This window comes from uncultured Propionibacterium sp. (genome assembly GCF_963539965.1).
In the GTDB taxonomy this organism is placed as follows: domain Bacteria; phylum Actinomycetota; class Actinomycetes; order Propionibacteriales; family Propionibacteriaceae; genus Propionibacterium.
Map to the genome: position 1 here is coordinate 42,425 of NZ_CAUTOU010000002.1, position 25,648 is coordinate 68,072.

At 70.5% G+C, this 25,648-nt stretch carries 23 protein-coding genes and 1 tRNA gene; 15 read left to right on the top strand and 9 right to left on the bottom strand.

Annotated elements, in window-relative coordinates:
* The 8 genes from R2N01_RS01085 (at position 1) to R2N01_RS01120 (ending at position 8,798) form a co-directional block, all read left to right on the top strand.
* Positions 1-969, top strand: a complete 969-nt coding sequence (locus R2N01_RS01085; RefSeq protein ID WP_316667585.1) for an ABC transporter permease — start codon at positions 1-3, stop codon at positions 967-969.
* Positions 966-1,784 (top strand): ABC transporter permease, encoded by an 819-nt coding sequence (locus R2N01_RS01090; protein WP_316667587.1) that lies wholly within the window; start codon positions 966-968, stop codon positions 1,782-1,784. The genes R2N01_RS01085 and R2N01_RS01090 overlap by 4 nt, the downstream gene beginning before the upstream one ends.
* A gap of 1 nt (position 1,785) precedes the next feature.
* Positions 1,786-2,628: an ABC transporter ATP-binding protein gene (locus R2N01_RS01095; RefSeq protein ID WP_316667588.1), complete on the top strand. Its 843-nt coding sequence runs from the start codon at positions 1,786-1,788 to the stop codon at positions 2,626-2,628.
* Complete coding sequence (locus tag R2N01_RS01100) at positions 2,625-3,488, top strand: ATP-binding cassette domain-containing protein (RefSeq protein WP_316667590.1); 864 nt, start codon at positions 2,625-2,627, stop codon at positions 3,486-3,488. The genes R2N01_RS01095 and R2N01_RS01100 overlap by 4 nt, the downstream gene beginning before the upstream one ends.
* 139 nt (positions 3,489-3,627) lie before the next feature.
* Complete coding sequence (gene serA / locus R2N01_RS01105) at positions 3,628-4,821, top strand: phosphoglycerate dehydrogenase (protein ID WP_316667592.1); 1,194 nt, start codon at positions 3,628-3,630, stop codon at positions 4,819-4,821.
* Between the two features lie 717 nt (positions 4,822-5,538).
* Entirely contained in the window at positions 5,539-6,144 is a 606-nt protein-coding gene (locus R2N01_RS01110) for a DUF4956 domain-containing protein (RefSeq protein WP_316667595.1), read from the top strand.
* Positions 6,141-6,947, top strand: a complete 807-nt coding sequence (locus R2N01_RS01115) for a polyphosphate polymerase domain-containing protein (protein ID WP_316667596.1) — start codon at positions 6,141-6,143, stop codon at positions 6,945-6,947. The genes R2N01_RS01110 and R2N01_RS01115 overlap by 4 nt, the downstream gene beginning before the upstream one ends.
* A 69-nt stretch (positions 6,948-7,016) precedes the next feature.
* Complete coding sequence (locus R2N01_RS01120; RefSeq protein ID WP_316667598.1) at positions 7,017-8,798, top strand: carbohydrate-binding domain-containing protein; 1,782 nt, start codon at positions 7,017-7,019, stop codon at positions 8,796-8,798.
* 76 nt (positions 8,799-8,874) lie between these two features.
* Here R2N01_RS01120 and R2N01_RS01125 read toward each other — a convergent pair whose 3' ends face one another.
* From R2N01_RS01125 to aroA, 3 genes are read right to left on the bottom strand one after another with little or no spacing between them, the layout of a single operon-like run.
* Positions 8,875-9,702: an inositol monophosphatase family protein gene (locus R2N01_RS01125; protein WP_316667600.1), complete on the bottom strand. Its 828-nt coding sequence runs from the start codon at positions 9,700-9,702 to the stop codon at positions 8,875-8,877.
* Between the two features lie 59 nt (positions 9,703-9,761).
* Complete coding sequence (gene rsgA / locus R2N01_RS01130) at positions 9,762-10,811, bottom strand: ribosome small subunit-dependent GTPase A (protein WP_316667603.1); 1,050 nt, start codon at positions 10,809-10,811, stop codon at positions 9,762-9,764.
* A complete protein-coding gene (gene aroA, locus R2N01_RS01135) occupies positions 10,808-12,142 on the bottom strand; it encodes a 3-phosphoshikimate 1-carboxyvinyltransferase (RefSeq protein ID WP_316667605.1) in 1,335 nt (444 codons plus the stop codon). Before aroA ends, rsgA begins: the two co-directional genes overlap by 4 nt.
* A gap of 201 nt (positions 12,143-12,343) precedes the next feature.
* Here aroA and R2N01_RS01140 point away from each other — a divergent pair, with 201 nt between their 5' ends.
* Together R2N01_RS01140 and R2N01_RS01145 are read left to right on the top strand one after the other, a co-directional pair.
* Entirely contained in the window at positions 12,344-12,973 is a 630-nt protein-coding gene (locus R2N01_RS01140) for a sigma-70 family RNA polymerase sigma factor (RefSeq protein WP_316667781.1), read from the top strand.
* Positions 12,970-13,257 (top strand): zf-HC2 domain-containing protein, encoded by a 288-nt coding sequence (locus tag R2N01_RS01145; protein WP_316667606.1) that lies wholly within the window; start codon positions 12,970-12,972, stop codon positions 13,255-13,257. The genes R2N01_RS01140 and R2N01_RS01145 overlap by 4 nt, the downstream gene beginning before the upstream one ends.
* An 85-nt stretch (positions 13,258-13,342) precedes the next feature.
* Here the strand turns inward: R2N01_RS01145 and R2N01_RS11370 are convergent, their stop codons facing one another.
* The gene (locus R2N01_RS11370; protein ID WP_386751676.1) at positions 13,343-13,417 is read right to left on the bottom strand and encodes a 50S ribosomal protein bL37; all 75 of its coding nucleotides are present in this window, start codon (positions 13,415-13,417) and stop codon (positions 13,343-13,345) included.
* 189 nt (positions 13,418-13,606) lie between these two features.
* On the opposite strand from R2N01_RS11370, the gene R2N01_RS01155 reads away from it, so the two are divergent.
* Positions 13,607-15,076 (top strand): sensor histidine kinase, encoded by a 1,470-nt coding sequence (locus R2N01_RS01155; RefSeq protein WP_316667610.1) that lies wholly within the window; start codon positions 13,607-13,609, stop codon positions 15,074-15,076.
* A 48-nt stretch (positions 15,077-15,124) separates the two neighbouring features.
* Here the strand turns inward: R2N01_RS01155 and R2N01_RS01160 are convergent, their stop codons facing one another.
* From R2N01_RS01160 to R2N01_RS01180, 5 genes are all read right to left on the bottom strand, one after another.
* A complete protein-coding gene (locus R2N01_RS01160; RefSeq protein ID WP_316667783.1) occupies positions 15,125-15,373 on the bottom strand; it encodes a WhiB family transcriptional regulator in 249 nt (82 codons plus the stop codon).
* Positions 15,374-15,606: 233 nt separating this feature from the next.
* Positions 15,607-17,052 (bottom strand): glycosyltransferase 87 family protein, encoded by a 1,446-nt coding sequence (locus R2N01_RS01165; protein WP_316667612.1) that lies wholly within the window; start codon positions 17,050-17,052, stop codon positions 15,607-15,609.
* Positions 17,049-18,146 carry a hypothetical protein gene (locus R2N01_RS01170; RefSeq protein WP_316667614.1) on the bottom strand — a complete coding sequence of 366 codons (1,098 nt, stop codon included), beginning with the start codon at positions 18,144-18,146 and terminating at the stop codon, positions 17,049-17,051. The genes R2N01_RS01165 and R2N01_RS01170 overlap by 4 nt, the downstream gene beginning before the upstream one ends.
* Positions 18,143-19,537 carry a glycosyltransferase 87 family protein gene (locus R2N01_RS01175; RefSeq protein ID WP_316667616.1) on the bottom strand — a complete coding sequence of 465 codons (1,395 nt, stop codon included), beginning with the start codon at positions 19,535-19,537 and terminating at the stop codon, positions 18,143-18,145. Before R2N01_RS01175 ends, R2N01_RS01170 begins: the two co-directional genes overlap by 4 nt.
* An 85-nt stretch (positions 19,538-19,622) precedes the next feature.
* Positions 19,623-19,697, bottom strand: a tRNA-Arg gene (locus R2N01_RS01180).
* Positions 19,698-19,859: 162 nt separating this feature from the next.
* Here R2N01_RS01180 and lysA point away from each other — a divergent pair.
* The 4 genes from lysA to rho all read left to right on the top strand — a co-directional run bounded on the left by lysA (position 19,860) and on the right by rho (position 25,492).
* Positions 19,860-21,263, top strand: coding sequence for a diaminopimelate decarboxylase (gene lysA, locus R2N01_RS01185; RefSeq protein ID WP_316667619.1), 1,404 nt, complete (start codon positions 19,860-19,862; stop codon positions 21,261-21,263).
* A gap of 10 nt (positions 21,264-21,273) precedes the next feature.
* Positions 21,274-22,599, top strand: a complete 1,326-nt coding sequence (locus R2N01_RS01190; RefSeq protein WP_316667621.1) for a homoserine dehydrogenase — start codon at positions 21,274-21,276, stop codon at positions 22,597-22,599.
* A 36-nt stretch (positions 22,600-22,635) separates the two neighbouring features.
* The gene (thrH, locus tag R2N01_RS01195; protein WP_316667623.1) at positions 22,636-23,250 is read left to right on the top strand and encodes a bifunctional phosphoserine phosphatase/homoserine phosphotransferase ThrH; all 615 of its coding nucleotides are present in this window, start codon (positions 22,636-22,638) and stop codon (positions 23,248-23,250) included.
* A 499-nt stretch (positions 23,251-23,749) separates the two neighbouring features.
* Positions 23,750-25,492, top strand: a complete 1,743-nt coding sequence (gene rho, locus R2N01_RS01200; protein ID WP_399553210.1) for a transcription termination factor Rho — start codon at positions 23,750-23,752, stop codon at positions 25,490-25,492.
* The last annotated feature ends 156 nt before the right edge of the window (positions 25,493-25,648 follow it).

Consider the following 25,648-nt stretch of genomic DNA (forward strand, 5'->3'; position numbering starts at 1 on the left):
ATGGATACCCTCGGCTCTGTCGGGCGCCGGCTCCTGAGCCTGCTGGTCAGCCTGCTGATCACCTCCCTCATCGTGTTCGCACTGGTCAACGCGCTGCCCGGTGACGTGGCCGCGACGATCCTCGGTGCGAACTCGGACCCGGCCTCCATCGAGGCCCTGCGTCAGCGCATGGGCCTGGATCGCCCCCTGCCCGTGCGCTACCTGGATTGGCTGGGCGGGCTCCTCACCGGCGATCTCGGCGATTCCGCACTGTCCAGCCAGTCGGTGGCCTCCATCATCGGCGCCAAACTGGCCGTCACCAGCTGGCTGGCGCTGCTGTCCATGCTGCTCGCCGTCCTCCTGGCGGCGCCGGCCGGGCTGTTCGGGGCGGTGCGCCGCAGACGCGCCGACGGGGTCCTCGTCTCGGGCCTGACCCAGCTGGGCGTGGCCGTGCCGCACTTCCTGGTGGGCCTGCTGCTCATGGTCGTCTTCGCCGTGAAGCTTCGCTGGCTGCCCGCCAACGGCTATACGCCGCTGACCGGCGACCCGCTGCAATGGGCGCGCCATCTCGTGCTGCCAGTGGCGGCCATAGCCACCGTCGAGGCGGCGATGCTCACCCGTTACGTGCGTTCGGCCTTCATCGACGTGCTCTCGGAGGACTATTTCCGCACGGCGCGGGCCGTCGGCTGGCGCTTCCTCGCCGCCGTCCTGCGCCATGGCCTGCGCAATGCCAGCCTCGGGGTCGTCACCGTCGCGGGCCTGCAGCTGGCCTCGCTGTTCGTCGGCTCGATCGTCGTCGAGAACGTCTTCCTGCTGCCCGGCCTGGGTTCGCAGCTGGTCACCTCGGTGGGCTCCCGCGACCTGCCCGTCGTGCAGGACATCGTCATGATCTTCGTGGCGATCGTGCTGGTCATCAACACGGCCGTCGACATCGTCTACCGCCTGCTCGATCCGCGGGTGCGCGCACGGGAGGAGGAGACGGGCCCGTGAGACGCCATCTCTCGCTCGGCGCCGGCGGCGTGCTCGTCGGCGGCGTCGTCGTCCTCGCCGTCGTCTCGCTCTTCTGGGGCCCCTACGACCCGGGACTGGTCAACGCGGCGATCACCCTGCAGGGGCCCAGCGGGCGGCATCTGCTCGGCACCGACGGCTTCGGCCGCGACGTCCTCGCGCGGATCCTCATCGGCGCGCGCATCTGCGTGCTCGTCGGCATCGTCGCAGTGGCCATCGGCGCTCTCGTCGGCGTGCCGGTCGGCATCCTGGCCGGGATGAGCAGGCGGCGCGTCGGGCGGCGCATCATGCGCTGGGCCGACATCCTGTACGCTTTCCCCGCGCTGCTGCTGGCCATTCTGCTGGCCGCGGCCAACGGCACCGGCTCGACGCTGACCGCGATGATCGCCATCGGCATCAGCGCGGTGCCGGCATTCGCCCGGGTGGCCAACAGCGCCGCATCGGGCGTCATGAGCCGCGGCTACGTGGCGGCGGCTCGTTCCTCGGGCATCAGCTGGCCGGCGGTGGCCTGGCGCCACGTGCTGCCGAACATCCTCCCGGTCGTCCTCGTGCAGATCTCCTCGACGTTCGGCAGGGCCATCCTCGCCGAGGCCGCGCTGAGCTATCTGGGCATCGGCACCCAGCCGACCACCCCCACCTGGGGCAGGATGCTCTACGACGCCCAGCAGTACATCTACGATCACCCGGCGCAGGTCGTCGTCCCCGCGCTGTTCATCGCGATGGCCGTGCTCGGCTTCAACCTGTTCGGCGACGGGCTGCGCGAACTGCTCGACCCCAGACTGAGACAGGGGGACTGAGATGGGCGGACTGCTCGACGTGCGCGATCTGCGCATCGACTTCGGCCGGCGCCGCATCGAGGCGCTGCACGGCATCGGCTTCCGGATCGGCGAGGGGGCCCGCGTGGGTCTCATCGGCGAATCCGGCTCCGGCAAGTCGGTCACGGCCCTGGCCACGATGGGCCTGCTGCCCGACAACGCGCACGTGTCGGGCTCCATCGAGTTCGACGGGCGTCAGCTCGTGGGTCTGTCCGACGCCGGTTTCGCGCGGTTGCGCGGCGACGCCGTCTCGATGATCTTCCAGGAGCCGATGACCGCGCTCGACCCGACGATGCGCGCGGGTCGTCAGGTCGCGGAGGTCCTGCGCCTGCACCAGGGGGCCCCGGCCGGCAGGGCCCGCGAACGCGTCATCGCCATGCTCGACCAGGTCGGTCTGCCCGAGCCCGAGCGCATCGCCATGAGCTATCCGCACCAGCTCTCGGGCGGCCAGCGCCAGCGCGTTCTCATCGCCATGGCCCTCATCAACCAGCCCAGGCTCGTCATCTGCGACGAGCCGACCACGGCCCTGGACGTCACCGTGCAGGCACGCGTGCTGCACCTGCTCGACGAACAGCTGAGCGCCGCCGGGGCTGCCTGCCTGTTCATCAGCCACGACCTGGCCGTCGTCTCGCAGGTGTGCGACGAGGTGCTGGTCATGTACCGCGGTGACATCGTCGAGGCCGGGCCCATCGCCGAGGTGCTGGCCCACCCGGATCATCCGTACACCGCCGGGCTCATCGCCACCGCACGCATCGACCAGGTGGAGCCGGGGCGGCGGCTCCCCGTCATCGAGGACTTCTGGGAGCGGACGGGGGGACGCCCATGACGGGCGACGAACGCGCCGGCCAGGGCGCCCCCGTCTTCGAGGCCCGGGGGATCTCGCGCACCTTCCGCCGTAGCGGGACCGGTGGACGCGTGCGCGTCACCGCGCTCGACGACGTCGACCTGACCGTGCGCGCCGGCCAGCGCCTGGGGATCGTGGGGGAGTCGGGTTCGGGCAAGAGCACCCTCATCCGCATCCTCGGCGCCCTGCTCGCCCCGAGCGCCGGCGAGGTCCTCTTCCGCGGGCGGCGGATCGACAACGTCCCGGCCGGGCGGCTCGGTGAGCTGCGCTCCAGCGTCCAGATGGTCTTCCAGGACCCGCGCGGCTCGCTCGATCCGCGCATGAGGGTGGGTGACATCATCACCGAACCGCTTCGCTCGCGGCTGCTGCGCGGGCGCCCCGACATCCCGCGCGATCATCGCGAACGACTGCTGGAGGTGCTCGACCAGGTTGAGCTGGAGGCCGATGCGGCCGGTCACTACCCGCACGAGTTCAGCGGAGGCGAGCGTCAGCGCATCGCCATCGCCCGCGCCATCGCCCCGCGACCGGATGTGCTCATCGCCGACGAGGCGGTCTCGGCCCTCGACGTCTCGGTCCGCGCCCATGTGCTCAATCTCTTCGCCGATCTGGTCTCGGACGGGGGGCTGACCCTCATCTTCGTCAGCCACGACCTGGCCGTCGTGCGGCACGTGTGCGACTGCGTGGCCGTCGTGCGCCGTGGCAGGATCGTCGAGACCGGGTCGATCGAGCAGGTCTACGCGCGGCCCGCGCAGGAGTACACGAGGACCCTGCTGGCCTCGGTGCCGAGGATCCAGGCGCGCGGTGCCGGCGGTGAGGATCCAGGCGCGCGGTGCCGGCGGTAGGGGCAGAGGGCGTGGCGCGCGCCGGCGGGAGCAGGGGATCCGCTGGAGAGCACGACGCCGCCGGGCGGCGCTCTCGCCCTGCCCATGGGGGGTGAGATGCGTCCCGGGGGCGACCGGGCACCTGCATAGGATTCTCGGCATGAAGGCACTTCTGCTCGAGAACATCCACCCGGAGGCCACCCGAATCCTCACCGAGGCCGGTTACGACGTGGAGACCCGCGCCGGCGCGCTGGGAGAGGACGACCTGGTGGCCGCGCTCGATGGCGTGGAGCTCCTGGGCATCCGATCGCGCACCAATGTCACCGACAAGGTCCTGGCGCGCATCCCCTCCAACCTGAGGGCCATCGGAGCCTTCTGCATCGGCACGAATCAGATCGCCCTCGAAGCCGCCGCGGCCAAGGGCATCGCCTGCTTCAACGCCCCGTACTCGAACACCCGCTCGGTCGTCGAGCTGGCGATGGCGGAGATCGTCACCCTGGCCCGTCATCTGACCGATCGCAACACCCAGATGCACGAGGGCACGTGGAACAAGTCGGCATCGGGTTCCCACGAGGTGCGGGGGCGCAGACTCGGCATCGTCGGCTACGGCAACATCGGCTCGCAGCTGTCGGTGCTCGCCGAGGCCTTCGGCATGCGCGTCTACTACTACGACATCCAGGACCGACTGGCCATGGGCAATGCGCGGCGCTGCGACAGCCTCGAGGACCTCCTCTCGCAGGTCGACGTCGTCACCCTGCACGTCGACGGCCGCATCGAGAACACCGGCTTCTTCGGCGAGGACGAGTTCGCCGCCATGAGGCCCCGCTCGTTCTTCCTGAATCTCTCGCGCGGCTTCGTCTTCGACGACAAGGCCCTGGCCGAGGCGCTGCGCTCCGGCCATCTGGCCGGTGCCGCGGTCGACGTCTACCCGACGGAGCCGAAGAAGGCCGGTGAGCCCTTCGTCTCGCCGCTCCAGGGCCTGCCGAATGTCATCCTGACCCCGCACGTGGGCGGGTCCACCCAGGAGGCCCAGGTCAGTATCGGCCGGTACGTGGCCGGCAAGCTCAGCGAATACGTCGCCACCGGCGGTACCTCGATGAGCGTCAACCTGCCCGAGGTCACCGTCCCGGCCCGCGAGGGCACTCGCGTGGTCCACGTCCACCGCAACGTCCCCGGTGTCCTGGGCACCATGAACTCGGTCCTGTCCGAGCACAACGCGAACATCGCCTTCCAGGCGCTGTCCACCCGCGACCAAATAGGTTATGCGGTCACCGACGTCGTGGCGGCCGAGTCCGGCTGGCTCGATGCCCTGGCGGAGGTCCCGAACACCATCAGCTGCCAGGTCATCCGCTGACCCGCGGTGCGACACCCGCGGTGCCGGGCCGTCGGCGTCGGTGAGCCCGTTGCGCTCCACGCCTTCTCCCGGCGGCGCCTTCCGCATGAGAGCGCAGATGCGCGCCGAGCCGTGACAGCGATCCTGATGCGGCCGCGTGTCGGCCATCCGGGTCGGCGCGGACCACGGACCCGCCCGGACAGTTGTCCGTGGCCCAGACGAAGCCCCTCCTGAGGGCGTGGCCCCTGCCGTGGTCGCACGTGCAGCCGACGACGGTCGCACCGGCTGCTTCGGCTCGGCTGAGAAGATCGCGGTGGGCCGGGCCGGGGCCACCGTCGACCACCAGGACGTCATCGATCCCGGCGCGGCGCCGCAGCCGCTGACCGGGTCGACGAGTCGCGCATCGGGCTCGTGGCCGGCCGTGAGGGCCACCGTGCTGCCGCCTTCACTTCTCAGGCGGTGCAGGGACCAGGGGGTCCGCACGCCCTCGCCACCTGTCGCGGTGCCTGCCGGGGACGTTCGATCCTCGTCGTGCCGTGCTGGCCCTGGGAACCGTCACGGCTCGAGGATGAGAGTCGTTCTTGTACGCGGACTGTACAATTCCTGTTCGATCTCAATGCTGCCTCTGTATGAATCCTGTGAGTCTCCCAGGCACAGCTGCACGCCATCGCCCGCACAGAGAAGCCATAGGCCGGCGAGCTGAATTGCTCGTCAACCCCGAATGAAGGAGCCCGAACGATGTCGAACTTCGTCCTTGTCGCCGTCGATGCGGTGATGATCTGCCTGCTGGTATTCGGCGTCTATCTCCCGAGGCACCATCGCAGGGACATGGTCGTCGCCTACATCACGGTGAACGTCGGCGTCCTGGTCGTGGCCTTCGCGTTGTCCGTCAGCACGACGGCGGCCGGCCTGGGCATGGGGCTGTTCGGCGTCCTGTCGATCATCCGCCTCCGCTCGGAGGAGCTCAGCCAGATCGAGACGGCTTATTACTTCAGCGCCCTGGCGCTCGGCCTGCTCGGCGGTGTCGGCATCTCGCTGTTCTACGGTGTCCCGCTGATGGTCGTCCTCGTCCTGGCCATGGCGATCATCGACACCCGCCGCGTGGCCGGGAGCATCAGTCGCCAGGTGGTCATGCTCGACCACGCGATCGCCGACGAGCCGACGCTCCGCCGTGAACTCGGCGCCCGCCTCGGTGGCGAGGTGCTCACCGTCTCGGTCCAGCGCCTTGACTTCGTCAACGACACCACCATGGTCGATGTCCGCTTCCGGGCCGATGACCCGTCGGCCCGCCGCGGCGTGGAGCCCGACCGGTACGCCGGCAGCGCCTCCGGGGCCCGGACATGAGCACCATGGTCCGCGACGTCCGGATGGGCGGCTTCGCCCCGATCGGCCTGGACGAGCTGAACAGCGTCGGCGCCCTTCAGATCCGCATCGACCGCAAATACCTCGTCCCGCCGTCCGTACTGGCCCGGCTCCTCGATGGCCTGCCGGGGCGGACGCGCATACTGATGATCGGCGGCCGCCGGGAGTTCGCCTATGACTCGATGTACTTCGACACCGATGGCCTCGACAGCTACTACACGGCCGTCCGCAAGCGCAAGCGCCGCTGGAAGATCCGTGAACGCGACTACATCGACACCGGAACCAACTGGCTCGAGGTCAAGACGGTTCGCGGCGAGCGCACGGTCAAGGAGCGCATGCAGCTGCCCGGCACCCATCTGAGTCAGTGGTCCGGCGCCGAGCAGCGGACGATCGACCAGGCGCTCGGCAGGGCCGGCGTCGAGACCGTGCCACTGGCTTCCCTGCATCCGGCCCTCGGCACCCGCTACCAGCGCACGACGCTCTTCGACCCGGCCTGCGGGGCCAGGTTCACGCTCGACCAGAACCTGTGCTGGGTCGACGTGACCAGCGGACGGACCGGGCGGCTGTCCCGGACGATCGTCATCGAGACCAAGTCGCCGGGTTCGACGGCCAGTGCCGCCGACCGCCTGCTGTGGCGTCTGAGCTGCCGCCCGGTCCGCTTCAGCAAGTACGCGACCGGCATGGCCCTCCTCCACCCCGGCCTGCCGCACAACAAGTGGCACCGGACGATGGGCCGCATCGCCCGGGACCTGACCATCGAGGACCCCGTGTTCGCCGGGCGCTGAGCGCCTGCGATCCACCACTGTCAAGGCGCCCTGGTGCGCTCAGAACCTCTTCACCCTACGGAGCAGAGCATGAAGATCTCATGGAAGAAGACGATCGCCGGCCTCGCGATCTCGGCGAGCCTGGTCGGCTGCAGCGCCGCCACGGGCTCGACCGCCACCGGCACTGCGGCCTCGACCGCCTCCGGCCGGGCCACCACCGCCTCCGCCGCGGGCAGCGCGGCCACTACCGCCGACGGCGAGTCGACCACCGCCTCGGCGCTCGTCTCGGGCAACAAGAGCTCGCACTATGACGAGTCCGACATCGAGTACGACGAGTCCGATGTGGTGGCCATCGCGCTGTCGGGCACGAGCGCCGCTTCCGATGGCGACGGTGTGACGACCGATGGCGGCACGATCACCATCACGCAGGCCGGCACCTACCGGATCACCGGCACGCTCAGTGACGGCCGGATCGTCGTCAACTCCACCGGCGAGGGGGATGTACGGCTCATCCTCGACGACGCGGGAATCACCAGCTCGACCGGTCCGGCCCTGACCGTCGAGGCCGCCGACGAGGTGGAGGTCCTGCTGGCGGACGGCTCCACCAACAGCCTCACCGATGGCTCGGGCTACGACACGAGCGCCGACGGGGCGGCCACCGCCGCCCTCTACTCGAAGGCCGATCTGACGATCAGCGGCTCGGGCGCCCTCGACGTGACCGGCAACACGGCCGATGGCATCGCCAGCACCGACGGGCTGGTCATCGACTCCGGCACGGTCACCGTGACGGCCGCCGACGACGGCATCCGGGGCAAGGACTACCTGATAATCCAGGGCGGCACCGCCCGGGTGACCAGCGGCGGCGACGGTCTCAAGTCGGACAACGACGAGGACAGCGCCCGCGGCTATGTCGAGATCGATGACGGTACGATCGCCGTCGGCGCCGACGGCGACGGCGTGGCCGCGGTCACCGATTTCATCCAGACCGGCGGTTCATTGGACATCACGACCGGCTCCGGTTCGGGCACCGCCCCGAGCGATGACGTCTCGACCAAGGGCATCAAGGCCGGTGTCGCGCTGAGCATCGCCGACGGCACCGACACCATCGACTCCAGCGACGACGCCGTGCACTCCGACGACGCGATCGAGGTCGACGGCGGCAGTCTCACCGCGGCCAGCGGCGACGACGGCATGCACGCCGACAACGCGTTGACGGTCAACGGCGGCGCCCTCGCGATCACCACCAGCTACGAGGGCCTCGAGGCCAACAGCATCACCATCAACGACGGCACCGTCGACGTGACGGCCAGCGATGACGGCATGAACGCCTCGGACGGCTCGGGCAGCTCGGATGACCCGATGGCGGTCACCGACTCGACGCTGACGATCGCCGGTGGCTCCGTCACCGTCACCGCCGATGGCGACGGCCTGGATTCCAACGGTGCCATGGTCATCAGCGGCGGCAATACCGTCGTCAACGGTCCGACCAGTGGGGACAACGGCGCCCTGGACACCGGCAGCTCCCTGCAGATAACCGGCGGCACCCTCTTCGCCGCCGGCAGTCAGGGCATGGCCGAGTCGCCGGACGCCGACTCCCCGCAGGGCTGGATCCAGGTCTCGATGAGCGGCAGCGCCGGTTCCACCGTGACCGTCTCCGACGAGTCCGGCACCGAGATCGCCGGCTATACGCTCGCCAGGGCCGCGCAGAACATCGTCTTCAGCTCCCCGGCCGTCACCTCGGGCTCGACGTACACGGTGAGCGTCGACGGCGCCTCGACGAACGTCACCGCCAACCAGGCCAGTGGCGGCGGCATGATGGGCGGCGGCGGCGATGGCGGCATGCTCCCCGGCGGCGCTCCGTCCGGTCGCTGATCCTGCACCGGCGCCGCGCGCTGGTACGGACGGTTGACGCGGACGAGGGCGGGCCCCGCCCCGTCGTCCTGCGGGGTCAGCTCTGCCCGCCGTCGGGCGACTCGTGCCCCGCGTCGGGGGCCAGGCGCTCGAGCGCCTCGTCGTGGAGGATGCCGTTGGTGGCCAGGGCGCCGCGGCCGACCGGACCGGGCTCGCCGTCCAGGTTCGTGAAGCGGCCGCCGGCCTCGGCGACGATCGGCACGAGGGCGGCCATGTCGTGGAGCTCCAGATCGGGTTCGCAGGCCAGGTCGACGGCGCCCTCGGCGACCAGCATGTAGCTGAAGAAATCGCCGAAAGCCCTGGTACGGCCGCAGTCGCGCATGAGATCGACGAAGCCCTGGCCTCGGCCGCGGTCGATCCAGCCGTGGATGGAGGAGTACGACAGGAAGGCGTCGGGGATGCTCGGGGTGCGTGAGACGCGGATGGGCGTCGAGGTGAACAGCGACTTGCCGGTGAAGGCCCCGGCGCCCTTGGCGGCCCACCAGCGGCGCCCGAGGGCCGGGGCGCTCACGACGCCGACGACCATCTCGCCGTGGACCTGCAGGCCGATCAGTGTGGCCCAGATCGGCACGCCGCGCACGTAGTTGGCAGTGCCGTCGATGGGGTCGACGATCCACTGTCGCGGCCCGTAGCCGGTGTCGGGCATCTCCTCGCCGTGCACGGCGTCGCGGGGCCGGGCTGTGGCCAGCGTATGGCGCACCGAGGCCTCGACGGCCTGGTCGGCCTCGGAGACGGGCGTGCGGTCGGCCTTGGCCCGGACCCTCAGATCACGTGCCTTGAACCGGTTCAGCGTGAGGGAGTCGGCGTTGTCGGCCATGAGATGGGCCAGACGCAGCTCGTCGGTGTAGTCGGGTGCAGCGGCCATGCGCCGACTCTATCGAGCACCCGCCGTCCTGCCGCGCCGGCTCGCCCGCACCGGACGGCTCAGCGGTACTCCTCGGGCCGGTCGACGGCCTCCAGGACGCGGCGGAAGGACTCCAGGCGCGCCATGGAGAGCTCGCCGCGCGCGGCCGCCCCGTCCAGGCCGCACTCCGGCGCGTCGGCGTGGTGGTCGCAGCCGCGGGGGCAGCCGACGGTGAAACCGGCCAGATCGGTGAAGGCCGCCAGGATCGTGGCCGGCCGCACGTGGCTCAGGCCGAAACTGCGCACGCCGGGGGTGTCGATGACCCAGCCCGGATCGTGGCCGCCGGTTCCGTCGAAGCGGGGCAGGGCGAGCGCCTCGGCAGAGGCCGAGGTGTGGCGTCCCCTGCCGGTGGCGTCGTTGACACGGCCGGTGATGCGCCCGGCACCGGGCACCAGGCGGTTGATGAGGGTGGACTTGCCGACGCCCGAATGACCGACGAGGACGGTCACCTCGCCGGCCAGGAGCTCGCGCAGCCGCGTCAGATCGGAGTCGGGCCTGGAGACGACGATGGGCACGTCGATGGGCTCGTACAGCGCGATGAGCTCGGCCGGGTCGGCCAGGTCGGCCTTGGTCAGCGCGATGACCGGCCGCACACCGGCGTCGTACCCGGCCACGAGGACGCGGTCGATCATGCCCGGACGGGCCGGGGGATCGACCAGCGAGGCCACCACGACGAGCTGGTCGGCGTTGGCGACGATCGGGCGTTCGTAGGGGTCCGTGTCGTCGGCGGTGCGGTTCAGCTCGGTGCGCCGCGGTTCCACCTGGACGATGCGCGCCAGCGTGCCCTCGGCCCCGCTCGTGTCCCCGACGACGCGCACCAGGTCGCCGACGATGACGCCCCTGCGGCCCAGCCGGCGGGCCTTCGTGGCCAGCAGTGGGTGCTGGTCGCCTCCGGCCATGCGGCAGTGGTAGCGGCCGCGGTCGACGGTGATGACGCGGGCGGTCTCGGCCCCGGAGTAATCGGGGCGGTCCTTCGTACGCGGACGGCTGCGCTTGGCGGGGCGCCCGAAGTCGTGGGAGTCGAAGTCGGTGCCGCGGCCGATGGCGCCACGGGTACGGCGCGGTGTCATCGGGCGTCCACCATCGCGTTCCAGCGGTCGATGAAGTCCGGCATCGTCTTGGTGGTGCAGTCCACGTCGTCCAGTCTCACACCGGGGACGATCAGCCCCATCAGGGCGCCCAGGTGGGCCATGCGGTGGTCCCGGTGACAAGCGAACAGTCCATCGCCCTCGCTCGGGTGCAGCTGCCCGAGGCGCCCTGCCATGCCGGTGATCGCCAAGCCCTCGGGCAGCTCCCGCACCGGGACGCCGAGGCGCCCCAGCTCGGTGGCGATGGCCCTGATGCGGTCCGTCTCGTGGCCCCGGATGTGCGCCACGCCCGTGATCGCAGTGGTGCCGCTCGCGGCGACCGCCAGCGCCGCGACGACCGGGGTCAGCTCGCTGGCCTCGTGCAGGTCGACCCGGGTCCCGGCGAGGAGGGCGCCCGAGGCGCCCAGCCCCTCGGGCGAGGCGGCGACGGCCGCACCCATGCGGGCCAGGACGGCGCGGATCATCGAGCCGGGCTGGGCGCTGCGGCGCGGCCAGCCCGCGATGGTCACCGTTCCGCCGGTGAGCACTCCGGCGACGAGGAATACGGCGGCATTGGTCAGGTCCGGTTCGATGCGCTCGTCGAAGGCCGCGATGGCGCCCGGGTGGACGCGCCAGTGGCGGCCGGTCCGGAGGGCCTCGATGCGCACCCGGTGACGCGCCGCCATGTCGATCGTCATCACGATGTGCGGGGCCGAGGGCACCGCGGTACCGGTGTGCACGATGTCCAGGCCCCGCGGCAGGCGGGCGCCGACGAGCATGAGACCGGATACGTACTGGCTGGAGGTGCTCGAGTCGATGCGCACCGCGTCCCCGGTCAGTCCCCCGGCGGCGTTGAGCGTGAAGGGGATCGCATCGGCGTCGATGCTGGCTCCGAGTTGGCGGAGGGCGTCCAGCAGGGGGGCGACGGGGCGGCCGCCGGCCCGCTCGTCCCCGATGAACGAGCAGCTGCCGCCGGCCAGCGCCGCGATCGGGGGCACGAAGCGCATGACGGTGCCGGCCAGGCCGCAGTCGATCGGCTGCGCGGCCGCGTGCAGCGGGCCTGGGCTGACGCGCAGCGCGGTGCCCTCGGCCTCGATGCCGGCGCCGAGGGCGCGCAGGGCGTCGATCATGAGACGGGTGTCACGGGCCTCGAGGACGCCGCGGATGGTGCTGGGGCCGTCGCTCAACGCGGCCAGGACGAGCGCCCTGTTCGACTCGGACTTCGACCCGGGTACCTCGACCACCGCGTGCAGGGGCCGTCCCGGGCAGGGCGCCTGCCAGTGCTCTCCGGCGGAGGGTCCGGTTGCGCGCGTGGCGGTCGCGGGATCGCTCATGGGCCCCAGGTTATCGGGCCTGGCCGCGGGGTCCGGGGCACCGCGCCCATGGCGGTGCTCGCGGCGCGGGCCGGAGGCCGGCTGCCGGCATTCGGGTCCCTGCGGGAATACCCAGAGCCGTCCCGGTGTTCACACGGTGTGATGACAGCGACCGCACCGAGGGATTCGGTACTGTCGTATGCGATGAACCCGACTGATGAGATGAGCGATGCCGGCATCGACCTGACCCGCCGGGCCGACGACATTCGTGACACCGAGACCGAGCAGCAGCGAATGGCCCGTTTCGAGCGCGACGCCATGGTCTATCTCGACCAGCTCTACGGTGCGGCGCTGCGCATGACGCGCAACCCCAGTGATGCCGAGGACGTCGTGCAGGAAACCTATGCGAAGGCCTTCAGCTCGTTCAAGCAGTTCAGACCCGGTACCAATCTCAAGGCGTGGTTGTACCGCATCCTCACGAACACCTACATCAACAGCTACCGCAGGGCCCAGCGCCAGCCGCAGACCAGCGGCGGCGAGGAGGTCGAGGACTGGCAGCTGGCGAGAGCGGCCTCGCACGACTCGAGCGGTCTGCGGTCGGCCGAGATGGAGGCTCTCGCGTCCATCCCCGATCAGGCGGTCACCGACGCGCTCAACTCGCTGTCGGACGACTTCCGTCAGGCAGTGCTGCTGGCCGATGTGGAGGGTTTCTCGTACAAGGAGATCGCCGAGATCATGGGTACGCCCATCGGCACGGTGATGTCGCGGCTCAACCGGGGCCGAGCGCAGCTGCGCGAGGCACTGACGGACCACGCCCGCGAGCACGGCATCGGAAGGCGGCGCAGCGAATGAACAAGATCGGTCCCGAGTCCTTCCCGGTGAACGCAACCGATGAGGAGGCCTGCGACTACGCGATGGCCAGCGTTCACGCCTTCCTGCACGGCGAGCTGCCCGACGCGACCGCCGATGAGATCCGCCGCCACCTGATGATCTGCGAGCGCTGCATGGACGACTTCAACATCGAAGCCACCATCAGCACCCTGGTGCAGCGCAGTTGCGCCGACGCGCCCTGCGCCTCGCAGGAGCTGCGCGCGCGCATCACCAGGCTCACCCTGCTCAGCCGGCGGGCCTCCTGAAGGATCCGGCCCCGGAGCCCCTGCCGGCGCCATGGACCGGTGCCGCGGAAGGGCCCGGCGGGCAGGGCCCTTCCGCCTCGATCACTCAGGCGTTGGGACGCTTGCCGTGATTGGCGCCGTTCTTGCGACGGGCGCGACGCTTGCGGCCGGTCTTGCCCATGTCGACCTCCCTCCTCAGGGCCGAGCCTGGCGGCCCGGCGTCCGATGACCCACGGCCCCGGCCGGTAGCGGCGCGGAGCACGATCCCCCATTCTGCCACGCGCGGACTCCTCATCCGAATCATTCGAACAGAATCGGGAACTGCTCCTGAGCCCCGCCCGCGGCCGCCGGTCTGGGTAGGATCCGACTCATGCAGACGATGAGACGGATGCTCGCCGAGCACGCCGTGATCGGCGAGGAGGACCGGGCCTGGCTCGGTTCCTTCGTCCGCGAATGGCATGTGCTGGCCGACACCAGCTTCTCCGACCTCGTCCTGTGGGTGCCCGACGTCGACGACAACATCTTCTGGGCCGTCGCCCAGCGACGTCCGGTGACCGGCCCGACCGCCCTCGAGGAGGACGTCGTCGGCTCCGAGATCCGCTACGAGCCCGACTCCCTGGTCGTCGAGGCGTATCTGTCGCGCGAGATCTGCGAGACGAGCGACAACAAGCTGCAGGCCGGCATACCCGTCGACGTCTGGGCCATCCCGATCATCCGTCACAACGGTGTCATCGGCGTGGTCGAGCGGCATACGAACCGCATGGGCGTGCGCGCGCCGGGCGCCATGGAGGACGCCTACCTGAGGATCGCCGACACCCTGTCCGACATGCTCTGGCACGGCGACTTCCCGATCAACCCGCCGAGCGATCCCACGCTCAGCCCGCACGTCGGCGACGGCCTGATCCTTGCCGCGGGCGATGGCGACATGATCTATGCCAGCCCGAACGCCGTCTCGGTCTACCGCCGGCTGGGCCTGGTCGGCGATCTGATCGGCGAGAACCTGTGCGGTCTGACCGTTGACGGCCTGGGCGCCGAGGTGCAGGCCGTCGAGCCCACTCGCATGAGGTTCAACGGGAAGCAGGCCGGCGAGTACGAGGCCGAGAACGGCGCGGGATCGATGCGCCTGCGCGTCCTGCCGCTGAGCCAGGACGGCGAGCGCTTCGCGATCATGGCCCTGTGCCGCGACATCACCGATCTGCGGTACCGCGACCGCGAGCTCGTGACGAAGAACGCCATGATCCGCGAGACCCATCACCGGGTCAAGAACAACCTGCAGACCGTTGCCGCGCTGCTGCGCCTGCAGTCGCGTCGGGCCGCCTCGCAGGAGGCCAAGGACGACCTGAACGACGCCATGAGCCGGGTGCAGTCGATCGCCATCGTTCACGAGATCCTCTCGCAGAGCTTCGACGAGGCCGCCGAGTTCGACGAGATCGCCGACAGGATCCTGCAGATGGTCGGCGATGTGGCCGCCAGCTCCGGCGTCGTGCGCGCCACCCGCGAGGGCACCTTCGGGCTCGTTCCGGCCAAGGCGGCCACCTCGCTGTCGCTGATCATGACCGAACTGTGCCAGAACGCCATCGAGCACGGCCTGGACGCCGGCGCCGGCGCGGTGCGCGTCGTGCCGCAGCGCCAGGAGGACGGCGGGCTGGTCCTCGACGTCATCGACCGGGGCGTCGGCCTGGCCGATGGCTTCCGGCTCTTCCAGACCGACAGCCTCGGCACCTCGATCGTCGCCACTCTGGCGGCCGACATGCACGGCGAGTTCACGCTGTTCAACAATGCCGACGGCGTCGGTGCCACCTCACGGGTGGTCATCCCGGCCGAGACCCTGGCCGTGTAGCGGCCGGCCCGGGGAGGCGGCGCCAAGGCGCGTGAGGAGGAGCTGCGGCTAGGCGGCCCTCCGGGCACGGGCGGCGCGGCGTTTCAGGGCACGGCGCTCGTCCTCGGACATGCCGCCCCAGACGCCGTGGTCCTGGCCGGCCTCGAGAGCCCAGGCGAGGCACTTGTCGCAGACGCAGCAGCGGTTGCAGACCTTCTTGGCCTCTTCGATCTGGGCGAGGGCCGGGCCGGTGTTGCCGATGGGGAAGAAGAGCTCCGGGTCCTCGACCCGGCAGGCGGCTTCGTGGCGCCAGTCCATTTCGTGCACGACTCCTTAGGCAGGTGACGGGTCCAGCGGGCCCGCCGTCCGTGACCGGGTCGGTCGCACCCAGGCCGGGCCACGGACGTGGCAAATGTTCTTCAGACGAATCGGGAATCCGGACCGGCAGCGCAACCCCGCACGATCACGCCCCGTAGGACGCGGATCGTGGCGCAGAAACGACGACGGGCGGTCTCGACCCCAGGGAACCAGCCTGCCATGCACTTCAAGATTCATCTAGGGCCTTCGACGGGATCGTACCGTATGTGCAACTGGGAGTCGTGCAGTTGCACTTTCCGGTCAGGCCGCCGGGATGGTCTTGACAGACCGCCCTGGGGGCTCGTGGCCACTGCCGGCCGGCCTCCACCGCGGGAGGACCGGCTGCCCCGCGAGCGGGGGCGCCGCGCTGCCCGGAAGGCCTCCGCCCAGGCCATCACGGTCAACCCGATCACGGACAGGTTGCGCAGCACCAGGATCATCGTCGAGCCGATGCTGGGATCGGCGGCGGCGATGATGCCGTTGTAGGTGAGCGGGTAGACGAGTTGGGTCAGGGCCACCGAGACCAGTCCGACCGCCACGAGGCGCCGCGCCGCCGCCGTCCTGCCGGGCCTGGTCAGGTTGGACGAGATGATCGCCAGCGGCCCGAAGAGCCACACCATGTACTGCGGGCTGAGAGCCTTGTTGACCACGATCCATCCGGCGGTGATCGCCAGGACGGCCAGCTGGACGGCCCACTCCCGCCTCTCGGCGTCGTCGAGCGGGTCGGCGCCCCTGCCCGGCCCGCGGTGGCCGGGACGCAGGACGATCATGGAGGACAGCACCAGGGTCAGCACGATCAGGACGATCATCGAGATGCCGGCCGCGGTTATCCACCCGTCGACGGAGGAGGCGAAGACCTCGTATGCCTTGAACCTGCTGAACGAGACGCTCACGCCCGTGGCGCCCAGCCCGCGGGCGACCATGAGCGGAGTGGCCCAGATCGACTCGATCTGCAGACCGCGCTCCGACTGCCAGCTCAGGGGTGAGACCGTCCGGCCGAAACCGGAGGTGACCAGGGAGAGCAGCGCGAGCGCGGCCCCGGTGATGGCGAACCCCGCGCCGCGCCGCCGCGCCGCGCGCCCGCGCCCCAGCGCCGGGAGGATCAGCAGCGCCGGCCACAGCTTGAACCCGGCGCCGAGCGCCAGCAGCGCACCGGCCAGGGCGGGGCGCCGGCGCATCTGGTGCAGGGCGCCCAGTACGCACAGGGCCGGGGCGATGTCCAGGCGGAACCACAGCAGGGGACCGAGCAGGGCGCCGCAGATCGCCCAGACCCAGGCGGCGCGGACGCTCTCACGCCGGTACAGGGCCATGCAGCAGGCGCCGTCCACGATGGCGGTGGTCAACGCGAAGAGCAGGACGTACAGGTCGACCGAGCCGCCCGAGGGGGCTTCGAGCAGCTGGATGAGCCAGACCAGGGGGGTGGGGTACTCGCCCAGCACGTCGGTCAGATCCGAGAGGACGGGAACCGGGTGCCCGGCGACTGACAGCGCGTAGTAGTTCACGTCGTTGCGGATGTAGCTGCACAGCGCCTGCCACAGGCACAGCATGACGACGCGGCTCAGCGCCCAGAACAGGGCCAGCCAGATGGGGCCGTCGTCGGGCGAGAGAGGCTCCTCCCGGTACGGACTCTTGCGGCTCATTCGTGAGGCTCCTCGTCGTCGGACTGGATCGATAATGCCAGCTGTCCCGGCACCGGTCGCCCGAGGCGCCACGCCCTGGACGGGGCCGGGACTGCCGAGTACACGGCCAGGAGGCGTACCAGCAGGTTGCGCACCACCGGCAGGACGCTCACCCGGGCGCCCGGATCGTCCGGCGCCACCAGGGAGGAGTAGAAGATCAGCTGGGTCAGGCCGGCGCAGCACAGCGTCATGATGAGCAGTGCGGTGGCGTGACGCCGGTCCGAGCTGCGCAGGTGCACCGAGCCGAGCACGGCGAAGGGGCCTGCCAACCAGATCACGTGCTGCGGGCTGAAGGCCCTGTTGGCGACGATGACGGCGCAGACCACCGCGCCGAGCTCCAGCAGGAGCGCCAGCTCGCGGTCGCGGCGCCTGCACGGAGCCAGGGCGTTGGAAACGCGATGGCCGCAGAGCCCGGCCCCGCCGAAACCGATGAGCCGGCCCAGCACCAGGCACGGCAGGGCCACGACGAGCATCGAGTCGGAGGCGGCGCGCGCCAGCGCGTGCGCGCCGGGCCCGAAGACCTCGTGGGCGTTGTACCGGCTCAACCGCACGTGCCAATCGCCGCTGAACATCCTTGCGGCCACGAGCGGGGTCGCCCAGACGGGCCCCACCTGCAGACCGCGCCCGTCCTGCCAGGCCAGGGGGGAGCTCGAGCGCCCCCAGCCCTCTGCGATCCGCGAGGCGGCGCCGAGCGTGCCGCCGGCCAGGGCGAAACCGAGGCCCCTGCGCCGCCCCGGCCGGTCGGCGCCCAGCAGCGGGAGGATCAGCAGCGCGGACCAGAGCCTCATCGCGGCGCCGAGACCGATGGCCGCGTCGGCCGGGATGAGATCGATGCGGAACCACATGAGCGGTCCGATGCAGGAGGTGAGGCCGATCCACGGCAGCGCGCCGAGCCGGGGGGAGCGCGTCCACGGCGCCCAGCAGCAGATGGTGTCGATCATCACCATGAGCAGGGCGGACGCGTGGACGTGGACATTCGAGGAGGCGCCGCCCGGGATCCGGACCGCCTCGAGGAGCCACACGACCGGGGCCGCTGCGGGTCTGTCGGGACTCATGCGCCCGGGCTGCTGTCCAGTCTCGAACGCACGGCCCTGACCGCGGATGGGCGCAGGAAGCTCCACACCCAGCGCACGACCAGCCCCAGGACGATGATCACCGTGGCGTTGCGAAGGGCCAGCACCAGGGTGGCGGGCAGGCGCAGCAGCTCGTCGCCGATGTTCCAGTCGCTGACCAGCCGGTCGTAGCTGAGCGGGTAGACGAGCAGGGTGAAGGCGGTCGCCATGAGCATCCACATCGAGATCGCGTTCATGCGCGAGCGGTCCGTGAAGAAACTGTCGGTGTGCTGGCTGCGCGCCCCGAGCACGGCGTAGGCGGCGGCTTGGGGACCGCCGATCCACATGATGTACTGCGGACTGAAGGTCTTGTTGGTGACGATCATGATGAGGATCACCAGCTGCACGAGGGCGACGGCCTCGATGATGCGGCCGTGCCCGCGCCACAGCCACGCCAGGTAGGCGAGGAGCGCGGCGATGATGCCCACGTAGAAGGCCGCGTCGGTGATGCCGACGATCGCGTTGACGCCCGGACCCCAGATCTCGTAGGCCTGGTAGCGGCTGAGGGTCACCACGTAGTCGCCGGTCCCGAACGCGCGCCCGAGCATCGGGATCGTGGCCGCGATGGACTCGATCTGCAGTCCGCGCCCGGACTGCCAGTGCAACGGCGACATCAGACGGTCCCATCCCGCGAACCAGATGGACGCGGCAACCAGCGCGACGCCGGTGAGGGCGAATCCGATCGTCGTAGTGGTCTTCTGGCGCCTGGCCCCCGGAAGGAGGGCCGGCCACAGCAGTGCCGGCCACAGCTTCACCGCGGAGCCCGCCGCCGTCAGCGCGCCGGCCGTGGCGTTGTGCCGCCGCAACAGGAAGATGAGCGACCAGCCGGCCGCGACGCAGGTGATGAGATCGAAGCGCAGGTAGGCGGTGGGGCCGACGAGGGCCAGGAAGAGCGTCCAGAAGACGACGGCCTGGCCCTTCATCGCACCGCCGGTGTGCCACAGCGACCAGGTGAACGCCGCGTCGATGATCAGCATCATGAGCGCGAACGCCACCACGTAGCCGTGCTGAGTGCCCAGGCCGAGCAGGAAGGGGACGACGAGCAGGGCGATGACCGGCGTGGGGTACTCGGTGAGGGTGCTCGCCGGCCCGGATTCGAACAGGACCTGGATCTTCTCGTAGTAGTAGACGACGTCGCCCTGCGTGGAGGGCGTCAGGAAGGCCCAGATGCAGAAGATGAGCAGGCGGGCGAAGAACCAGAAGAAGAGGAGGAAGCGCCCCGACTGCAGGCGCTCGCCGGTGAAGGCCAGCGTGATCCGACGCGAGATGCGGGTCGACAGCCCGGAGGGGGTCGCGGCGACCGCACCGGAGCCGATGAACGGCTGATCTGCCATCACCGTGCCCCTTCCGCGACGCAGGTGCCGAGCCTCGTCCCGACACCCGCGCCGGCGCGCGGGGGAGGGCTCCCCGGATACCGTGTGGCGCTCCCGGAGGGATTCGAACCCTCGCACCCGCCTCCGGAGGGCGGTGCTCTATCCCCTGAGCTACGGGAGCAGGGCCCGCTCGGCGGGCCACGCACAGCTTAGCGCCTGGCGGGACCACTGACGAACGGCGCCGCGCCGGGGGCCGGGCCGTCCGCGCCTGTCAGGACGGGGCGGGGTCCACCTGATGTTCGATGGGCGCGGCACCTCGTCCCGTCTGGAAAAATCGTCCACCGTGACCCACATGCATGTTGCCGGCGCGGTCCACGCCGATGTCGCGGCCCCGAGTCCCCAGTGGCTCACCGAACCCGATGACCTCAACGCGCTCGACCCGGCGCTGTGGAGTCGTACGGTCAGGCGCAACGAGGCGGGCTGTCTCGAGGTGGGCGGCGTCGATGTGAGGACCGCGATCGAGCGCGAGGGCTCACCGCTCTACCTCTTCGACGAGGACGACTTCCGCGCTCGTGCCCGCGGCTTCGCCCGAGCCTTCGCCGGCTGGGACGTCTACTACGCCGGCAAGGCGATGCTGACGCGCACGATCGCCCGTATCGTCTCGGAGGAGGGCCTCGATCTCGACGTCTGCTCCGCCGGCGAACTGATCGTGGCGCTCGCCGGCGGCACGGACCCGGCCCGCATCGGCATGCACGGCAACAACAAGACGTCCGCCGAGCTGGAGCTGGCGCTGCGCAACGGCGTGGGCAGGATCGTCGTCGACTCCCTCGACGAGATCGGCCGCATCGAGGAACTGTGCAGCGCGGGCGGCTGGAGGGCCAGGGCCATGGTGCGCGTGACGCCCGGCGTCGAGGCGCACACCCACGAATACATCTCCACGGCCCATGAGGATCAGAAGTTCGGCTTCTCGATCGCCAACGGCCAAGCCATGGTCGCCATGGTCCGCTGCCACTACAGTCCCTACATCGAGCTGCTCGGCGTGCACAGCCACATCGGCTCGCAGATCTTCGACACCGGCGGCTTCGAGATCGCTGCGCGGCGCACCATCAAGCTGATGAGCCAGTTCGCCGACGCCACCGGCTTCCACCTGCCCCAGCTCAACCTGGGCGGGGGCTTCGGCATCGCCTACACCAGCGCCGACTCGCCGGCCGCGCCCGAGCACCTGGCGAACGGCCTGCGCGAAATCGTCGAGCACGAGGCCCGTGCCTACAACATCGACGTACCGCGCGTGTGCATCGAGCCCGGCCGCGCGATCGCCGGCCCCAGCACCATGGCCGTCTACACGGTCGGCACCGTGAAGGTCGTCGACCTGGACGGCGGCGCCCAGCGCGTCTACGTGAGCGTCGACGGCGGCATGAGCGACAACATCCGCCCGGCCCTGTACGCGGCCGAGTACTCCGGGGTCCTGGCCAATCGCGCCTCGGACGAGACCGGCGTGCTGTGCCGCGTCGTCGGCAAGCACTGCGAGGGCGGCGACATCCTGGTCCGCGACGTCTTCCTGCCCGGCGACATCCTCCCCGGCGACCTCATTGCGGTCCCCGGAATGGGCGCCTACAGTCGTGAGATGGCCAGCAACTACAACCACGCGCCGCGCCCGCCGGTAGTGCGCGTGAGCGAGGGCGAGCTGCACCCGATGATCCGCCGTGAGACCATGGATGACCTGATGAGCCTGGACGTCGGCGAGTGAGAGGGTGAGGATGGTCGAGGAGACGAGGGATTCGGACGCCCCGCGCGTACTGAGGGTGGCGCTGCTCGGGTGCGGCACCGTGGGGGCCCAGGTGGCCCGCACCATGCTGACCCAGCGCGAGGACCTCGCGGCCAAGAGCGGCTGCGGGCTCGAACTGGTGGGGGTGGCGGTGCACGACGTCACCAAGCCGCGCCCGGGCGTTCCCGGCGAGCTGCTCACCGACGATCCGGCGGCCCTGGTCGAGAACGGCGGCGCGGACATCATCATCGAGCTCATCGGCGGCATCGACCCGCCACGCCGGCTCATCCTGTCCGCCATCGAGCGCGGCGCCTCCGTCGTCACCGCCAACAAGGCGCTGCTGGCCAAGTACGGCGAGGAGATCTACGCCGCGGCCGAGCGCGAGGGCGTCGACATCTACTACGAGGCCGCGGTGGCCGGCGCCATTCCCATCGTGCGCCCGCTGCGCGAGTCGCTCGTCGGCGATCAGATCCTGGCCGTCATGGGCATCGTCAACGGCACCACCAACTACATCCTCGACAAGATGACCACCGAGCACCAGGACTTCGCGGCGGCCCTCGCCACCGCCCAGAAGCTCGGTTTCGCCGAGGCGGACCCGACGGCCGACGTCGAGGGCTTCGACGCCGCCTCCAAGGCGGCCATCCTGGCCTCGCTGGCCTATCACTCGACGGTGCGCGTCGACGACGTCTACCGCGAGGGGATCACCGGCGTCACGAGCGGGGACATCAGGGCCGCCGAGTCGATGGACTGCGTCGTCAGACTGCTGGCCGTCGCCAGGCTCGACGCCGCTGGCCGCATCGAGGTGCGCGTGCACCCGGCCATGGTCCCGCGCGGTCATCCGCTTGCAGTGGTCTCGGGCGCCAACAACGCCATCTTCGTCGAGGCCGCCAATGCCGGCGGGCTCATGTTCATGGGCCCCGGCGCCGGCGGCTCGCCGACGGCCAGCGCCGTCACCGGAGACCTGGTGACCGTTGCCCGCAACCGCCTGCGCGGCGTCGAGAACCCCGCTCATCCGGTCTACCAGGGTCTCGAGGTCGCCCCGATGAGCGAGACCAGGGCCCGCTACTACCTGCGCTTCCAGGTCGCCGACCAGTCCGGCGTGCTCGCCGCGGTCGCAGGCCTGCTGGCCCAGCACCGCGTGTCGATCCACTCCGTGCGCCAGCTCGCCGCGCGCGCCGAGGACCGGCCCGACACCGCCGCCCTGTCGATGGTCACCCATGTGGCCCGGGAGGCCGATGTCATGGCCTGCATCGCCGAACTCGAGAAGACCGGATACGTCCACGGCCGGGTGCGCTTCATGCGGGCCGAGGGCGTCTGAGCACCGCCGACGAGCGTCACCTGAGGAGTTTGCACCATGCACGTTGCGTGTCTGGACATGGAGGGCGTTCTCGTCCCCGAGATCTGGGTCACTGTCGCCGAGGCCACCGGCATCGACGAGCTGCGCCTGACCACGCGCGACATCAGCGACTACGACGAGCTGATGGGCCACCGCCTCGCGGTCATGGCCGAGCGCGGTCTGAGACTGAGCACCATCAAGGAGATCATCGGCGATATGGGCCCGATGCCCGGCGCCGTCGACTTCCTCGATTGGCTGCGCGAGCGCTGGCAGGTCCTCGTCCTGTCGGACACCTTCTACGAGTTCGCCGACCCCCTGGTGGCGCAGATGGGCCGCCCGACGGTCTTCTGCCACGACCTGGTCGTCGAGGACGACCAGGTCGTGGGGTACGCCCTGCGCATTGCCGACCAGAAGCGCCGGGCCGTCAGGGCCCTGCACGGGCTGAACTTCACGACACTGGCGGCCGGCGACTCCTACAACGACACCCGCATGCTGCTGGAATCCGATTTCGGTGCGCTGTTCTGCCCGCCGCGGAACGTCGTCGACGAATTCCCCGATCTTCCGGTCGCCGCCGACTACGACGCGCTGGCCGGGCTCTTCGAGCAGGCCGCGGCCCGTCTTGACGTCCGCTGAGTGGCCTGGTCGCACCGGACCGGGACCTCGACGCCGGGGATCCGGGGCCCGCACCCCGGGAGCGCGGCGCCCGGGAGCGCGCCGGTCGCCGATCGGTCTTGGAGCACTGGTACACTCGTTGACGGCGAGGCGCCCCCGGCCCTCGCCCCGCAGGCCCCGGTGTTGAGCCGAACGGGCCGGTCCCCGAATCCTCATTCGTTGCGGGCCTCCTCCCTGCGCGCAGAACGCGCAGTGCGCGCCGCGATCCGGAATTCGCCGAACCGACTCCTCAATGCCATGACGCGCCGTACGGATACCCCGGCCCTTGCTGGACGGTGGATATCATGTTGTGTCCGGGCGCACCACACTTCAGCCGCGACCGGTGAACCGGCGCGGCGCCGACAGGCTCTTCGGCGCACTCCGGGAGCCGTATGCGGTTGTTGAAAGGAATCCAGTGACCGAATCCCAGGCTGCCCTCGCCATCGCGGGTGAGGGCTCCACCACTGCCGCGCTGAACGCCATGAAGCTGCCCGAACTGAAGGCCGTCGCCTCCAAGCTCGGCATCAAGGGCGCCGGAAGCATGCGCAAGAGCGCCTTGATCGAGGCGATCAGCGCTCAGCGCCCCGGAGCGGACAGGAACGCGGAGGGCCCCATCGAGCAGGAGCGGGCCCCGCGCCGCCGTGGTACCGACGCCGGGCGCAAGGACCGCGCCGCCGAGACCGGGAACGGCGAGCCCGCCGGCGGGGGGGGCCTGTCCACAGTCGATGCCGTGGCCGCTCGTCTGGAGGCGGCCGAACAGCGCTCGGGCGCCCGCCGCCAGCGCAGCGCCCGCGAACACGCCGCGGGGGAGCCCCGTGAGGGCCACGACAGACCCGCCGAATCCAGTACCGCCGACACCGCCGGTGAGATCGGCGCCCGTCTCGACCGTCTCTCCGGCAGATCCGGCGAGGGCGAGCCGGGCAAGCCCCCCGTCAGGGAGGGCGAGCAGCGTCGCAATCGCGACCGCGACCGCAACCGTCGGGACGACGAGGAGTCCGGCGGCTCGCGCCGCTCGCGCCGCCGCCGCAACCGCGACCGCTCCAACCGCCGCCGCGGCATGAACGAGCTCGAGGACCCGGTGGTGCGCGAGGACGACGTCCTGCTCGACGTTTCGGGCATCCTCGACGTCCTCGACAACTACGCCTTCGTCCGCACCAGCGGTTATCTGCCCGGCCCCAATGACGCCTACGTCTCGCTGGCCATGGTCCGCAAGAACGGCCTGCGCAAGGGCGACGTCATCACCGGCGCCATCCGCCAGCCCCGCGAGGGCGAGCGCCGCGAGAAGTACAACCCGCTCGTGCGCATCGACACCATCAACGGCACCGCGCCCGAGAACATGAGGCAGCGTCCCGAGTTCGCCAGGCTCACCCCCCTGTACCCGCAGGAGCGCCTGCGCATGGAGACGGCGCCCGGCAACCTGACCGGGCGCATCATCGACCTCATGTCGCCGATCGGCAAGGGCCAGCGCGGTCTGATCGTGTCCCCGCCGAAGGCCGGCAAGACGATGGCCATGCAGAACATCGCCAACGCCATTACGGTCAACAACCCCGAGGTGCATCTCATGATCGTCCTGGTGGACGAGCGCCCCGAGGAGGTCACCGACTTCCAGCGCACGACCACTGCCGAGGTCATCGCCTCGACCTTCGACCGCCCGGCCGAGGACCACACGACGATCGCCGAGCTGGCCATCGAGCGCGCCAAGCGCCTGGTCGAACTGGGCCGCGACGTCGTGATCCTGCTCGACGGCATCACCCGCCTGGGGCGCGCCTACAACCTGGCGGCCCCCGCGTCGGGCCGCATCCTGTCCGGCGGCGTCGACTCGGCCGCCCTGTACCCGCCCAAGAAGTTCTTCGGCGCGGCACGCAACATCGAGAACGGCGGCTCGCTGACGATCCTCGCCACGGCGCTGGTCGAGACCGGCTCCAAGATGGACGAGGTCATCTTCGAGGAGTTCAAGGGCACCGGCAACATGGAGCTGCGCCTGTCCCGCCAGCTCGCCGACAAGCGCATCTTCCCAGCCATCAATGTGGATGCCTCCAGCACCCGCCGCGAGGAGCTGTTGATGAGCGCCCAGGAGCGCGACATCATCTGGAAGCTGCGCCGTGTGCTGTCCGGCCTGGATGAGCAGAAGGCCTCCGAGACCCTGCTCGGGCGCCTGCGCAAGACTCGCAACAACTCGGAGTTCCTGGTCGTCATCTCCCGGACGACCCCCGGTGGCGACTGAACCCTGCGGTCAGCCGTCCGGCGCACCGGGCGGCACGCCGCTGGATCGGCCCCGGTCGATCGGCTAGCATTGAGCGGCGCTCCGGTTCACGCCCGCATCGCACGCTGTGCGCAGGACCTGGAAGACGGCGACCCGGGGCGCAGGAACAGGAGAGAT

Bases quoted from the DNA above. Each gene is read 5' to 3' on its own strand.
- aroA (WP_316667605.1), bottom strand. From the start codon at position 12,142: ATGAGCGATCCCGCGACCGCCACGCGCGCAACCGGACCCTCCGCCGGA.
- thrH (WP_316667623.1), top strand. From the start codon at position 22,636: ATGCACGTTGCGTGTCTGGACATGGAGGGCGTTCTCGTCCCCGAGATC.
- R2N01_RS01095 (WP_316667588.1), top strand. From the start codon at position 1,786: ATGGGCGGACTGCTCGACGTGCGCGATCTGCGCATCGACTTCGGCCGG.
- R2N01_RS01165 (WP_316667612.1), bottom strand. From the start codon at position 17,052: ATGAGCCGCAAGAGTCCGTACCGGGAGGAGCCTCTCTCGCCCGACGAC.
- R2N01_RS01170 (WP_316667614.1), bottom strand. From the start codon at position 18,146: ATGAGTCCCGACAGACCCGCAGCGGCCCCGGTCGTGTGGCTCCTCGAG.
- R2N01_RS01085 (WP_316667585.1), top strand. From the start codon at position 1: ATGGATACCCTCGGCTCTGTCGGGCGCCGGCTCCTGAGCCTGCTGGTC.
- R2N01_RS01145 (WP_316667606.1), top strand. From the start codon at position 12,970: ATGAACAAGATCGGTCCCGAGTCCTTCCCGGTGAACGCAACCGATGAG.
- R2N01_RS01110 (WP_316667595.1), top strand. From the start codon at position 5,539: ATGTCGAACTTCGTCCTTGTCGCCGTCGATGCGGTGATGATCTGCCTG.
- R2N01_RS01115 (WP_316667596.1), top strand. From the start codon at position 6,141: ATGAGCACCATGGTCCGCGACGTCCGGATGGGCGGCTTCGCCCCGATC.
- R2N01_RS01140 (WP_316667781.1), top strand. From the start codon at position 12,344: ATGAGCGATGCCGGCATCGACCTGACCCGCCGGGCCGACGACATTCGT.
- R2N01_RS01160 (WP_316667783.1), bottom strand. From the start codon at position 15,373: ATGGACTGGCGCCACGAAGCCGCCTGCCGGGTCGAGGACCCGGAGCTC.
- R2N01_RS01155 (WP_316667610.1), top strand. From the start codon at position 13,607: ATGCAGACGATGAGACGGATGCTCGCCGAGCACGCCGTGATCGGCGAG.
- serA (WP_316667592.1), top strand. From the start codon at position 3,628: ATGAAGGCACTTCTGCTCGAGAACATCCACCCGGAGGCCACCCGAATC.
- rsgA (WP_316667603.1), bottom strand. From the start codon at position 10,811: ATGACACCGCGCCGTACCCGTGGCGCCATCGGCCGCGGCACCGACTTC.
- R2N01_RS01120 (WP_316667598.1), top strand. From the start codon at position 7,017: ATGAAGATCTCATGGAAGAAGACGATCGCCGGCCTCGCGATCTCGGCG.
- R2N01_RS01175 (WP_316667616.1), bottom strand. From the start codon at position 19,537: ATGGCAGATCAGCCGTTCATCGGCTCCGGTGCGGTCGCCGCGACCCCC.
- R2N01_RS01190 (WP_316667621.1), top strand. From the start codon at position 21,274: ATGGTCGAGGAGACGAGGGATTCGGACGCCCCGCGCGTACTGAGGGTG.
- R2N01_RS01125 (WP_316667600.1), bottom strand. From the start codon at position 9,702: ATGGCCGCTGCACCCGACTACACCGACGAGCTGCGTCTGGCCCATCTC.
- R2N01_RS01100 (WP_316667590.1), top strand. From the start codon at position 2,625: ATGACGGGCGACGAACGCGCCGGCCAGGGCGCCCCCGTCTTCGAGGCC.
- rho (WP_399553210.1), top strand. From the start codon at position 23,750: ATGAAGCTGCCCGAACTGAAGGCCGTCGCCTCCAAGCTCGGCATCAAG.